The sequence below is a fragment of the Bacillus sp. DU-106 genome (genome assembly GCF_004799705.1).
Classification (GTDB): Bacteria; Bacillota; Bacilli; order Bacillales; family Bacillaceae_G; genus Bacillus_A; species Bacillus_A cereus.
The window spans coordinates 2,350,327-2,364,149 of record NZ_CP026607.1 but is presented as its reverse complement, the minus strand read 5'-3'; the positions used below and the strand labels follow the sequence as shown (position 1 = coordinate 2,364,149).

Below are 13,823 nucleotides of genomic sequence, written 5' to 3'. Positions count from 1 at the left end.
GTATCAGATTGAAGAAAATTTATTTAAAGGCTATTGACAAAAGTAATTGGAAAGAAGCAATTAGACTTTCTGTTAAAAAAGAACAACAAACATTTATTGCATCCAACCTTTATTCTATTGCAGAAGTTCAATTTCTAGATAACTTCTATGCAAAAGGTATTTATTTTGATGAGAAAATGATAGGATTTACTATGTTTGGGATAGACCCTGATGATAAAAATTATTGGATTTATAGACTTATGATTGATGAAGAATTTCAAGGGAAAGGTATAGGCAAACAAGCTATATATCTAATTATTGATGAGATAAGACGAAATAATTACACCAATATTCCGTTAATCATGATTGGATATAATCCTGAAAACCTTACTGCAAAATTTGTATATAAAAAAGCAGGATTTATTGAAACCGAATTATCATCTTGGGGTGAACAGTTAGCTGAGTATTCCCTATAAGCACTTAAATTTTCCACAATGACTTTTAAACTTAAAGTAATGGGTCAAATAGTTGAGCAATATAAGTAGAAATGATTAAACTTTTTATAAAAAATAATCAACTGAAAATATTAAGAACGTGTTTTGGTTATTTTTTTCAAAACACGCTCTTTTCTTTGTCTACCTGCTAGATTCAGCAATGAAAATATTTTTAAAAGGATTTGGACTGTTAGCACTACACATACTGTTTAAACTGACAGCCAACGTATGTTTACCGCCAAGTGTACCTTCAGTAAAAGTAATGAATCCTGGAATGTCACCTGTATGTTCCCATATTGGGACACTGCTTGGAAGCTTAGTTTCATAGATTCCAAGACCGTATGAATAAAAAAACAGAAGGAGTCTATCGTGACAGACCCCTTCTAAAAAAACAATGATTATATACATATTGGAAATAAATTTATTTTACTAATAGTGAATATTCACCATTTTTATCATCAAATTTATACACATTCAGATAATATTTCCCTGGTTTCGCTACGAATTTCCCCTTTATAGTATTTCCTTCATCTTCACCACAAGCTACATAATTTTGCATATCTGATTCATGATAAAGTACCCATGTCATCCCAATATTTTGTTCATTTACCACAGAAATCTCTACTTCTTTTGGATCTGTAACATTAAACGTATAAACATCTGTTTGATCAGGAGTAATCAGATTTCCTTTTACAAGTTTATTAAACGGGAGTACCTTCTCCTCTTCAAGGGATTCACCTATTTGCGGATCTTGTTTTACAGTAATTTTTGTTTGTTCTTTACTTTCTTTACCTCTACTATCTTTTACTGTTAGTTCCACAGTATAAGTTCCTTTTTCTCCATATACATGGGTAGGATTAGCTTCTGTACTTGTTGTACCATCTCCAAAGTTCCATAGGTAAGAAATAACTTTTCCATTTTCACTTTTTGTACCATCGCTATGAAATTGAATCTCTTCATTTACTATCCCGCTGTATGGTCCATTCATATTTACTATAGTAGTCGTTTTTTCTTTTTCCTCTGTCGCAACACCATGAAAAACAATATCATATTCAAACTGGTTAGCTGCATTTACACGATAGTTTACAAAATAAGCTGTAACTGTTTTATAGCCGCTCCACCCTTTTTGGGATAACTGCTCTAAAGTTTGGTTTACTTGTTTACTCATCGCTTTCCAATCTTCAGACTCACCTTTTGATGTACCACCTGTGTACTTGCCTTCCACAATAAATGTATTAAAGAATTGCGACTCATATTTTGTAATTTGTGCATCTTTTATATTTGCTACATCCACAATTTCATTTTTCACTTCAGCTAACGGCTTCGGTGCGTGTTGAATTAAATAATCATTTGTTACTTGCGGTATATTATATTTATCTTGATTATCAATCAACTGCTGCATATACGCTTGATATTCTGCATTCAATTGTGTATTGTTGCTCAATGATTCACGATACGAGTCATACTTTTTCACATCATTTGCACGAATTAAATCTTGAAGCTTATCAAATGTTTCAAATTGATGATTATACAAATAAGACTGTAGTGCAAAGGAATACTTATAAAAGTCCCATGATCCATATTTTGAGAACAAAGTTTGCTTTACTGTATAACGGCTTGCTGGATCAGATGATAAGCCACTTATCATACTTTTACGCGGAACAACATTATTTGTACGTGTAGATCCTGCAAAAAATTCTGCATTCCCTTCTTGGAACCAAGTTAATCGTTCATTTTGATACATTTCTCCGCTTCCAAATAAACCAGGAACCTCATATCTTCCTTGTAAATAGTGAGTGAATTCATGACGGAACAACTCTTCTAAACTATAAATACTCTGCTTTGGCGTACGCTCATATGTAAAGAAAGTCCCCTTCTCTTCAATATAAATTCCACCGTTGTTTGTTTCATATCCATATAATTGTCTATTTAATTGATATTCATCTGGATTATTATAAATTACTATTGTTAGTACATCATCAGCATTACCCGGTTCTAGTGCTTTATCATTTCCAATTACACGGTGATATTGTGCTTTTACTTCCTTGGCTGCCCAATATAATCTCTTAATTTTTTCTTCTGTTACTTTATCTCCCGTCTTAAAGACAATAGATCCGTCATCAAATATAATTTTTTTCAAATACGTAGAAATATGGTTTAACCAGTAATCAATGATCAGATCTTCTTAACTTAAGTAAACCTAAATCTATTTGTCTCCATACAGAAAGAGATAAATAGTTTTGTTCCTATTCATGAAATAGTACAATATATGCAAAATTACATATCTAATTAATTGCTTTTAATGTTATATTTTAATAGCGATGAATGCTATTATTTCATAAGTTGTCAACAAGCGTTATGTATGTATGAGAAAAAGGAAGGAGCCAAATAGGCCCCTTCCTTTTTCTACTAATTAACTAAATTACTCTCTGGTAAAAATTTAAATAGTAATGCTCATTTACAGGCGTCTCATTATGCATTAAACATGCTAACTTAGCTTGCTGTCGGAAAAAATAAAAACGATAGCATTAAGTTATTAAGAGACAAAAATTCATCAACACGAAGACAGATTTGTCTTGGCTAGATAAATTTGGTGATAAATACAGGAAGTAACTCTTACGATTCAATGATTCTTTTTCCTGCCTTCTACCCTTGCCACTTCTGTTTCATGACTTGTAAATAGAGATCTTCAAACTCGTTAAAATGGACGCGAAAAACACCTAATGTATCGATATAAGCAGAAATCACATCTTTTTCATTAAAATGGATACCTTCCTGTGCTAAGTCATAGCTATCATTAAGGCTGTATAAATCAAAATATTCTTCTTCCCAATACAGGCCTCTATTTACTAGTAATCGAGTAGAGCAAGTAATAGCTTGTTTAATATTCCATTTCTGAGCTACTAACTTTTCATTTAAGACTGAAAGAAGGATGTTTACCGAGGGGTTTTCATCAACTATGCGGCTATATGACAGTAAAGCCGATTCTATATATATCAGCTTTGCTTTAGACATTAAAGATATCTCCATAATTTCATATGGCGGGTGATCATTTGCTTCAATCAACCTATCGCACCATGAAATAACCTCCTCTCTATTCCAAAGTCCGCAGCCTAGTCCTAATGCATACAAGTGGGCTAAAGTTTGATAAGATTTCAATATGGTTCACCTTCAATTTAACTGTATAGTGGTATTGCATTCATTTTGGAAATAATCACGCTTAGTAATAAATATAATAAGCTGCCCAAACGGACAGCTTATTTGCATTAAAAACGCTACACATGAACTTTTTCTTTTTTTCGACGCACAAGCCACCAAACTAAAGATAGCAGTACTAGGGGAAACGGAAATATCTGAATAAACAAAAATACTTCCCAAAAATCGTGCATCGTACTACCAGGGGAATCTGTTGCCATCCCGCCAATAAAAAAAGACAATGGAATGACAAGTATATTTATACCTAAGCTAATCATTAGGAATGATAGATTTTTCTTCCAGATTACTGGTAATGCAGCCACGATTAATAAAACCAATGCAGTACCCAGTATAAGAAACAGTGCTCCAAATAAAAATACAAAGTATAAAATAGCATTGATTAAAGGTTCCACAATAGCCCTCCTAAGGATTCATTCTATAGAAACACTCATGTTATTTAGAAAGTCAGGATGCTATACCTCTTAGTTGTCTTTCAATTTCTTCATCGCTATAGTCTTCATTTATCTGCTTAGAATACTTAATCTACTTGCTTATATTCTGGACTGCGTTAGGACATATGTTTCTATTGTACAACCAGCTAGCAAGAAACCCACACTTATCCCTGCTAATACGGTACCTTTAAAGGCTCTGTTCATATTCATTTGCCCCTTTTATCTTTTCGTATTTTTTCTCCATCCATAGACAGTCCATTATGAACGTTTTCATTATAAGTATTGTCTGCTCCTTACTATCTGTTTCGGCCCTGATTCTTCTCGTTTACCGTTTCAGTATTACGCTTCAATTCGCATTATCATCACATAAAAAGGACATACCTATTCATATATATACCTTTATTATTTTATATTGAAATAAATAATGGTTCAAAGTTATTTTGTGAAAATTATACAAAAATTAATAATTCATCAATTACCCAACAATAGATAATATGGATAAAGAAAAAATACTAGAGAATATCACATTGTAGTAGTCTCTAGTATCTTTTCATAGTATTTTAGCGGCTATGCAATACGGAGGGATAAAAAAGGACCTCTTACGGAAAGATAAGAGGTCATCAAAAAGATAAAAATGTTGTATTTGAAACACGCGAGTTTCTAATTCACATCATAACACAATATATTTATATATTCAATATATACATTAAAGATAAGGAATATTACATCATTGAAGATTACGGTGAACCAGGAGATAGTGTTGAAAATGAACCTACTTTGCGCAACATTTTCCCGAAAAAGTATGCGGATGTCGCACCTGCTAAGACATTTTGAATAATCTTTGCAGCTGCTACATCAACGGGTAATTTATTGTATTTCCAATCTAGAGAATCAATTGTCCAATCCCATACTTTTAAAACTAGTGAAATAGATCTTTTTAATTACATACTTAATTTTTTTTTAATGTCCAATATTTTTCTCCATTAGCTTCAAAAGAGAATTCTACCCATCCATTCGGATCTTCACGATAAATAAAGATGGTTGTTCCAGGAGTTACTGTACCAACTTTATTCTCCTCGACAGCTACATCTGGTCTACTTTTAATTTTTAATTTAAATGGATAAGGTACCTGATAGTAAGTAGCTGATGATACAACATTTGAGCTTGAACCGTCTGCATACATTTTATATGGAATTTCATTAGATAACGCGTCGACATCTAATGTTTCAGGATTCTTTGGTAATTTTTTTGCATATGTATAGTCTTCTACACGAAACGGTTTAATACGTTCCATAATACCCGCAATTTTCTTAGCCCAGCCTTTATCTGATGCATATTTCACGTTCATGCCAGTTAATGTTGACCCGTTATAATACATACCACTTTCTTCTAAATATCTTTCTCGTACATAATTAGCGTTATAAGCAATACTATCGCCGTAGCTTGGTAAATATTTCGCATATTTAAACGGGTCTCCATCATATGCACGTAGACCGAATAAATTATGTTTTTGATATGCAATTTCTGATTTTCCGTATCCAGATTCTAAAATCGCATGCGCCGCTAAATAATGAGCACTCACGCCATATTGATTTTGCGCATTGATAAAATCTTGTCCATGTCCAACTAAGGGACTATCTGAATGATATTTTGCAATAAAACTATCAATCTCTTGAGCTGTAATTTTCGAAGCCACTGTTAAATTTAAATCTTCATATGAGGTAGCAGTAATAACCTCTTTTTCATCGTTTAAATTTTGTTGTAACATATCTGTTTTTGCAGTAAGTTGAGCAGCTTCAGCACGTGTTATAAATCTATTTGGTTGCCAACCGTTCTCGGTACCATTAGAAATTTTTAAATCTATTAAAATATTGGCATGTTTTTCTCCCCAATGCCCTTTTAAATCTTCAAATCTAACCTGCTCGTTATGATTTGCTGTGCTTTGTAGTTTATATGCATTTACTAGCATGGTAGCCATAGCAGCACGAGTTACTTTTCCGGATGGATTAAAGATTCCATTACCTTCACCTTTAACAATACCAGCTTTTTCAGCAGCAGCAATATAAGGAGTAGCCCAGTGGTTTTGTGAATCTGTAAAAGATGGTTTTGCATTAGGCTCAATTTTTATACCTAAAACTTTTGTCATAATTTTTGTAGCCGAAGCTCTGTCTAAGGAGTCATTTGAACCAAAAGTTCCATCTGGATAACCATTTAATACCTGTTTATCAACTAAATAGTTAACGGATTTATCAGCCCATGTAGGAACATCAGGGAATTTATGAGTATCTGCTAAAATATTAGAAGAATAGGATAATATAGCTCCTGCAAGGATACCTGTTGCAATTAATTTGTGCTTCATTAAAATAAACACCTCTACCATTGTATTTATCAAATTGAGATTTTCTATTTTTATATTTACATGTTTGTAATAATAATAAAATCGTATTATCACGCATTCAATTTGATGTAACGAGTATAGTTACTTATATACACAAGTGTCAATGAATTTCTTTTACAAAAATACATAATATTTACATGACTTTATAATTGACTTATGTATAAATTTTGTAAAGGACCTTTTGATAGATTTTACCTGAAGAAATCTCTTTAGTTGTTAATTTTCCAATCTTTCTCGTTTACTATTAATCAATTAAAAAAAGAATTTTTTGTTTGAAAATCTTAAGTTGATGGATGTGTGAACGTACCGCTACTAAAATTCTTGCTTTTAATTTATTATTAATGTATTATATTTACGTATCAATATAAGGATTATAGTATATAAAAAGGAATCAAGTCTATAAGTAAGATTTAAATCCTTTTCCAATTCAAAAAGATTTTGCCAAAATCTAATATAATTTATGCTTATCTTTTTAGTATGTATCTAGTAAAAACATATTTTTATCCATAGAATTCTGTTTTCAATGATATGAATTAGTGTTCTAAACAAGGAATCCTACAAAGTGATCTGAAAAACCTGAGAGATATTGTATGTAGTTTGCTCATCTCCAGGTACTACAATAAAAGAGCCTTACCTCTCTAGGCAAGACTCTACTAGTTTAGTTGTATACTATTTACATGATAACTAAGAAACAGAAAACATATAACACCAAATAACAGCACCCTATTACTCCTCCTACAGCTAATACCTGTTTAACCCAACTCTTAAATTTTTGATTACTGTAAATCGCTTGCACTCTTTCCATATTTCCTCCTATTAAGGAGAACCCTTAAAGACTCTCACCTCGCTATAGTACCATTAAAAAATGAATAATAGAGATCTAATGTATAAATATGCAATATTGCATACGGAAATGTATTGTTATTATTGTAAGCGCTTACTATAATAAAGTTATAAAGATTTATTACATTTTAATACGAAAAAGAGGAGAGAATAATATGGAAATCGCAATGGCAGTTTTAAAATTTATAGGTGGAGCAATCCCATTAATTCAAGAACTTCTAAAAGCATTTATGTAAATTCACTATTTAGCAATTATTTATAAAAATTATCATACAAATGATCTGTATATCAAAAATGAATTGGCTTACAGATCATTTGCGTGATCAAGGTCCCTTTAACATGGCTAAGGGGCCTTTTTAAAATTTTTAAATAATTAAGGTTACGTCACATCACCCTCAAGTTAGCAAAATAAAATGAAACTTTAACTTGATGGTGATGGGGTAACAGTTGTGATTTAGAGATAAGATCAGATTATACAAAGTTTTGCACGTCAGCGATATCGGAAATAAACTTCGCCTTTAGTAGCAAGAATCTCCAATAAAGATAGTCAACTTACCTATTTAGGAATAGGAGTGTCAATTTAAATGATGCGTTCCAAGGCACTACTCTTCTTCTAAAATAGCGTAATAATATTCATCCCACCATTCATTCCCATGTGGTATACACTTCCTGAAATAGCCTTCTCTTCTCATTCCAATCTTCTCCATTACTCGATATGATGGGGTATTTTGTGGCTGACATGTAGCTATAATCCTATGTAATTTCATTTCCTTAAAGCCATATTCCAATGTAGCTTGTGCTGCTTCAGAAGCATATCCTTTATTGAAATATTTAGGATTGAACACCCAACCAATCTCATATGTATGCTCACCAAAATATTTATGAAAAACTATATGACCAATCAGAATATCTTTATGAATTAATACTACAGGAAAGTTCTTAGCGTTTTCACCAATGTTTTCATTCACAAAGTTTCTTGTATTTTCTTCAGTAAAAACCCCTTCAGGTATGTATTTCATAACATTGATATCTGATGTATAATCATGAACAGCTTGCCAATCTTTGAACTCAAATTTCCGTATTAATAATCTTTCTGTTTTTATAAACATTTACTTTTCCCCCTCAAAAAATTGCAACTATATTTTAAATCCACATTTAACCCTTAAAACAAAAAGAACTTGTAGGACTCTCTACAAGTTCTTTTTGTTTTAAGGTGAATATACGAGCCAAACAAACTATCTTACAGATTGACTGTAGAAACTTTAGGGGTAATGCTTTGACAAATATATTATATAACAAATATTAACATCCACAGGATTTATTTTTGAAAATTATGTGAATTAAGAAAGGAAGTAGTTTTTTCTTAGCTATTATTATTAACTGACGGTATCATTATATTTTATTCTGCAACTTATTCAGAAGAGCTATGTACATTTCGAAGAAGTTCTTCAATAAGTTTTGTTTTTTCATTTACCTTTGTGGCATATGTGAAATCACCATAACAATATGGATACCTAAAATTATTTTTATTTCCACCACAAGTATACATCGCTGGATTTTGATCAACTTTCATCTTAGAAAACTTTTTGGCTGAATCCTCCGAGTGTTGTTTAACTTCTTGACTAGCAACAAAATCAATATAACCTGGCCCCATATTATAGCTTTGAATAATTGTATCCATGCTAACATCCTTGTCCGTTCCATATTTGTACATTTTAGCAAAGTGTTTTACCCCTTGTTCAATGCTCAAGCTTGTCTCTTGAATTTCATTTGGCTTTAATCCAAGTGATTCAGATGACTGCATAGGATCGTTTCCCTCACCTCTACTCTCTTGATACATAATTCCTAATAAAATTGGTGTTTTCTCTCCTAAATTATATTTTTCTAATTCTTTTTTTAAGGTAGACTCATATTGCAATACACGTTTTTCGGTGGCTTGCGCTTTATTTTGTTGAATATTGGTTTTATGATTAAAATATAGCATTCCAAGTATTATTACTAAGCCTAAAATACTAATAAGGAACACTTTTATAATTTGTTTTTTACTTGTATCCTTCATATATTCCTCCTCGTATAAAAAATTTAATTTTTCAAAGGTAATTGGTTATTTACAAACTATGTAATGAACATCTATCTCCCGCCCTTTTTAGACTCAAACATCAATACTTTAAGGTTTTAAGTTTAATATAAAAATTTAAAGATAAGGTAAAGATAAGATAAAGATAAAATAAAGGGTATTTTTTAGCGTACTTTAAAAGATATTGCTACAAAGGGATATATGGGACAACTTGTTGATATGAATGGATTTAGTGATAATTGAAAGGTTATTGTACAAGTTATTAATTATGGAGACATCATTCCAGAAGATTTAATCCATCTTTTCAATATGCTTTATATAAAAACCACAACATAACATATAATAAAAAACGGCGAACCCTCCACCTAGGAGAATCCACCATCACAAATAATTGATTATTTCACACCTAGTTTTTTTGCTTTCTTAGGGATCCCGTCTTCCAGCACTTCTCAAGCTGTTACACCTGGAATATGATGTGATTGCATTTGAAACAGGGCTTTGGGAAGCAGCAGCTGTTCAGCAAAATTTTGATAACTCAACCGCTACAGAAGCGATGAAACAATCCTTATACTCTGTATGGAAAACTGAGGAACTTGAACAATTATTTACCTATATGAAAGAACAAAAAGAAAAAGGAAAGCCACTCACATTAGCTGGTTTTGATATGAATTTGTTTTATAAATCTTCATTCCGCTCTTATGCAAAAGAATGGTTGCAAAAAGTAAATCCTGAAGTAAAGAGTGAATTTGATACAGCAGTGTCAGAGTTGATTGAACTGGATAGGTATTACAATAAAAATAAAACATATCCCTATGATCGGTTTAAAGTGGAGATACAGCCCGTAATTAACAAGTTTGAAAAGGTTAGAATGTTTATTCAGAATCATAAATCTGAATTGATTCAAGTTACACCACATCCTACGTATGATGTGAAAGTCAGAGGTGGCATCTCCTCACCTAACCTGACAGACTATTCTTTTTATATTCGAGATCAAAAAATGGCACAAAACTTCGCATGGCTAACTGAAATGCAGTATGGAAACAAACTGGCCCCCTTTAACAAGTAATAATTTGTTCTGCACCCATGTTGATAATTCTTCTGGTAATCGGAATGTAACGGAACCATGCTGCTCTTTTATAATGACATAGGGATTGCGGAATTCTTCTTGAATGCCGATTCCAATCACTTGATACAATTTCCTGCACTGACTCGGAAACAATATATTTGGAATGTCTAATGATTCAATTTCATGAAAAGAATGACGGAATCTCACATCCATTGCAAATACCATCACACCAACTCCCAGCTATACGTAAAACACAATTAGTATACCGATGAGATCTATGTTACGTGCAGAAATCCCCGTTTTCTCCCCAGACTTATCTACAAGAATAAAAAAGGAATGACAAGATATGTTCCCTTTTCACTATTTGTTTTCTACACTTTTAATTTCAATATTTCTAGATGCTGAATAGATCCGCCCCCTGGCAGGTAGACATCTTCCTCCTTCAGCAGGTATACGGAACTTTCCGTTTCTACTAGTGATGGAAGATTGCGCACGCCAAATAATAATACTTTTCCCCTATTGCCCAAATGACGTGGGGTATGCATGGAAATCGTAAGGTTGTTTATGCATGTAATTGTTCCTGTTCTTAAACATTTTCGGGTATCTATTTTTATTATGTTTTGCTTTTGTAGTATTTCTTATTTTTATTGTTTGATTGTTATGACTGGCATTTGCTCGTTTTCGGAAATTTCACTGTAACCAAAATAAAGTAGAAAAAACAATAAAATAATTGTCCAAATAAATATAAACACTTTATAACTATACTTCATATGAAAAACCTCATTTTCCCTATATAAGTGAATGTACATACACCCTATAAATCTAATTACATAAATTATCGGATGTTTTAGTAGTAGAGAATCATTAAGTATTAGGAATTGTTATTCATAAACATATCCAAGAATTCTTCAAAAAAATATCATCTAGGCATTTTAACATTTCATCAAAATGCACAGATGATATTTTGTACGTTTAGCTTGGTAATGCTTTTTATGTAATGAATTCTTATCTCTATTTCACCTTAATGTTTATATGTACAAGAGTCTGTGTAGCAATTAGACTGTACTTTAAATATGTACTCAATTGTGTGTGGGAAAGGAAGCACATTTTATTTAAAGTGGTTACTTTAAAGCCCTTAATTAGTTGGTAGTCTTCTTCATTCAGACAAAAAGGAAATTTAAAGTGTGCACGTACTTTCAACTCAGACTTTTTACTACACACACTCCTATACACATAACAATATTTATAGTTTTTTGTAACATTACGGAAATAACAAGAAATAATACCGAAACATTTATGATATATTGTAACAACTTAGTAATATCACTGTAACATAACGTGTATAATCGCACAATACTTTTTAACTGAAAATCAATAAATTTATGTAAGCACCCATAACGTATTACATATTGTTTGTGAAACCTTTTAATGAACAAGTATAAGTGGATGGCGGGAATTGAACCCACATCAGAGGTTCTGGAGGCCCCTGTTTTACCCTTAAATTATACCCCCTCGTGGTCGGAATGACAGGACTTGAACCCGCACATTCAACGGCTACTAGATCCACAATCTAGCAAGTCTAGTATTTCGCCACAAACTCCATAAAAATAGAAAAAGACCACCGAATGTACTCGATTGTCTTTTTGCCATGCATATCTGCACAAGAAGTGTATACTTCAAACCCTTTAATATTTTTAGCTATGAGCATACTTATAAAACTCTAAAAACTATTTGATAATCTTTTAGAATCTAACTTTCTTTTAATACTATTTGCTATTTCTTCAATATTTTCATTTAGAAAGAAATGATTACCTTCAAAAGAATGAAAAGTACACGTTTTACTTGTGTATCGTTCCCATTTTATTACTTGATCATATGTAGTAAATTCATCATTTTCCCCATTAAATATAAGAAAATCAATATCACATGGTTGTGTATTTTTGTCATGAATATACGTCTCAACGATTTTAAAATCTGCTCTTAGAATAGGGAGAAAGATCTCCATTAATTCTTCTGATTGCAGTACCCCAGATGGTGTACCTCCCATTGCAATAACTTCTCTTTTAAATTGCTCATTAGAAAGATTATGTCGGATATTTTTTATTTTACTATTTGGATGATTTCTACCGGACAAAACAAGAAATTCAGGCGATACGTTTTTAGAATCTTTTATTTTTCTGGCTACTTCATAGGCGATCAAACTTCCCATGCTATGCCCGAATAGAATGTAGGGCGAATCATCTATCTGCATAACTATTTTATTGTAGACATCATTTACTGCCTCTTCCATACTTTGGTACAAGTTTTCTTCAATTCTATATCCTCTACCAGCTAACTCTACCGGGACTACCTCAATATATGGATTAAAGTGATTTTTCCATTTTGCGTAACTAAAAGCAGATCCCCCAGCATGTGGAAAGCAAAAAAGTTTAGTCTTCTGCATTGATTTTCTCCTTACTTTCAAATTTGTATATATTTTGGAAAATTGCATAAATGTCTTTAATTATTATCTCTTGCGGAAATTCATCCCTTGTTGCACAAGCAGATAACTTATAATTTGGATCAATGTTATATTGTTTAAAGTAAAAGTTTTTAGGTATATTCTTGTATGAAATTAAAGTTCGTGATTCTTTTTTTATAGAGAATGAATTTAATGGGGTATAAAGCCCTTTTCCAATCGTTTTTATATAGCTTTCTTTTAATGTCCATAAATCAAAAAAACAATTAATTTGTTCATCAGAATTCATATTAGATATATCATAAAATTCATCCGCTGAAAAAAATTCTTTTGCTAATTTAAGAGCCTCTATCTCTGAAATCTTTTCTATATCAATACCCACATTAAAATTAGCAGTAGTACAAACCACCCATTCTCCTGAATGTGACAGATTAAAATGAAAGTCAGAAAAATTTTCAACAAAAGGTTTTCCATACTCATTATATTTAAATCTAATTTCTTCATTATTAATTTTATACTTTTGGCAGATTAGAGATCGGATTAGTAAATCCCCTATCAGGGTCCTATTAACGTCGCATGAGTTTAATAAACGCTTTATTCGTTCTTTCTTCTCATTTGAAACCAAGTTACTAAGTTGCTTAAACAAATGACTTTCAATATTCTTTGGTATTTTCACAGCTTGAATGTGTATGATAAATCACTTCCTTTTTTAAAAGATGGCTTCATATATGTGCGTTACATAAATTCAAATTAACTTTATTAAATTGCAAATACAATAGAAAAGGTGCACATTTACATATCAATGAAAATATGCACCTTTCCTCAGTAATATCATCAGGCATTCGCTTCTATTACAAAGAT

The 13,823-nt window shown here is 31.8% G+C and carries 11 protein-coding genes and 4 pseudogenes; 4 read left to right on the top strand and 11 right to left on the bottom strand.

Annotation, left to right across the window (positions count from 1 at the left end; all coding sequences use genetic code 11):
• The first annotated feature begins 8 nt into the window (after nt 1-8).
• The gene (locus C3Y97_RS12100; RefSeq protein ID WP_000725627.1) at nt 9-455 is read left to right on the top strand and encodes a GNAT family N-acetyltransferase; all 447 of its coding nucleotides are present in this window, start codon (nt 9-11) and stop codon (nt 453-455) included.
• 159 nt (nt 456-614) lie between these two features.
• Here C3Y97_RS12100 and C3Y97_RS28100 read toward each other — a convergent pair.
• The 4 genes and pseudogenes from C3Y97_RS28100 to C3Y97_RS12075 form a co-directional block, all read right to left on the bottom strand.
• Nucleotides 615-815, bottom strand: a pseudogene (locus C3Y97_RS28100) (peptide hydrolase); the annotation flags it as partial.
• Between the two features lie 79 nt (nt 816-894).
• Nucleotides 895-2,610: pseudogene (gene colA / locus C3Y97_RS12090) on the bottom strand (collagenase ColA); the annotation flags it as partial.
• Between the two features lie 509 nt (nt 2,611-3,119).
• The gene (locus tag C3Y97_RS12080; RefSeq protein WP_000844534.1) at nt 3,120-3,632 is read right to left on the bottom strand and encodes a hypothetical protein; all 513 of its coding nucleotides are present in this window, start codon (nt 3,630-3,632) and stop codon (nt 3,120-3,122) included.
• A 116-nt stretch (nt 3,633-3,748) separates the two neighbouring features.
• Complete coding sequence (locus tag C3Y97_RS12075; protein ID WP_000433525.1) at nt 3,749-4,081, bottom strand: hypothetical protein; 333 nt, start codon at nt 4,079-4,081, stop codon at nt 3,749-3,751.
• Between the two features lie 747 nt (nt 4,082-4,828).
• Here C3Y97_RS12075 and C3Y97_RS28095 point away from each other — a divergent pair.
• A pseudogene (locus C3Y97_RS28095) lies at nt 4,829-4,936 on the top strand (peptidase M56); the annotation flags it as partial.
• On the opposite strand, the pseudogene C3Y97_RS12065 reads toward C3Y97_RS28095, so the two are convergent.
• Nucleotides 4,924-5,037 (bottom strand): annotated as a pseudogene (locus C3Y97_RS12065) (polysaccharide deacetylase); the annotation flags it as partial. The pseudogenes C3Y97_RS28095 and C3Y97_RS12065 overlap by 13 nt on opposite strands.
• A gap of 32 nt (nt 5,038-5,069) precedes the next feature.
• Nucleotides 5,070-6,479: an S-layer homology domain-containing protein gene (locus C3Y97_RS12060; protein WP_136363402.1), complete on the bottom strand. Its 1,410-nt coding sequence runs from the start codon at nt 6,477-6,479 to the stop codon at nt 5,070-5,072.
• Nucleotides 6,480-7,411: 932 nt separating this feature from the next.
• Here C3Y97_RS12060 and C3Y97_RS12055 point away from each other — a divergent pair.
• The gene (locus C3Y97_RS12055) at nt 7,412-7,597 is read left to right on the top strand and encodes a hypothetical protein (RefSeq protein ID WP_001987408.1); all 186 of its coding nucleotides are present in this window, start codon (nt 7,412-7,414) and stop codon (nt 7,595-7,597) included.
• Nucleotides 7,598-7,963: 366 nt separating this feature from the next.
• Here C3Y97_RS12055 and C3Y97_RS12050 read toward each other — a convergent pair whose 3' ends face one another.
• Nucleotides 7,964-8,470 carry a GNAT family N-acetyltransferase gene (locus C3Y97_RS12050; RefSeq protein WP_136363400.1) on the bottom strand — a complete coding sequence of 169 codons (507 nt, stop codon included), beginning with the start codon at nt 8,468-8,470 and terminating at the stop codon, nt 7,964-7,966.
• A 302-nt stretch (nt 8,471-8,772) separates the two neighbouring features.
• Entirely contained in the window at nt 8,773-9,420 is a 648-nt protein-coding gene (locus C3Y97_RS12045; protein WP_136363399.1) for a lysozyme family protein, read from the bottom strand.
• A 493-nt stretch (nt 9,421-9,913) separates the two neighbouring features.
• On the opposite strand from C3Y97_RS12045, the gene C3Y97_RS12040 reads away from it, so the two are divergent.
• Nucleotides 9,914-10,504 (top strand): erythromycin esterase family protein, encoded by a 591-nt coding sequence (locus C3Y97_RS12040; protein WP_136363397.1) that lies wholly within the window; start codon nt 9,914-9,916, stop codon nt 10,502-10,504.
• Here C3Y97_RS12040 and C3Y97_RS12035 read toward each other — a convergent pair.
• The 3 genes from C3Y97_RS12035 to C3Y97_RS12025 form a co-directional block, all read right to left on the bottom strand.
• A complete protein-coding gene (locus C3Y97_RS12035; RefSeq protein ID WP_002164541.1) occupies nt 10,457-10,729 on the bottom strand; it encodes a hypothetical protein in 273 nt (90 codons plus the stop codon). The two genes, C3Y97_RS12040 and C3Y97_RS12035, sit on opposite strands and share 48 nt — an antisense overlap.
• Nucleotides 10,730-12,224: 1,495 nt before the next feature.
• Complete coding sequence (locus C3Y97_RS12030; protein WP_001172944.1) at nt 12,225-12,947, bottom strand: thioesterase II family protein; 723 nt, start codon at nt 12,945-12,947, stop codon at nt 12,225-12,227.
• Complete coding sequence (locus C3Y97_RS12025; protein ID WP_000701202.1) at nt 12,934-13,638, bottom strand: 4'-phosphopantetheinyl transferase family protein; 705 nt, start codon at nt 13,636-13,638, stop codon at nt 12,934-12,936. The genes C3Y97_RS12030 and C3Y97_RS12025 overlap by 14 nt, the downstream gene beginning before the upstream one ends.
• Nucleotides 13,639-13,823 lie beyond the last annotated feature (185 nt).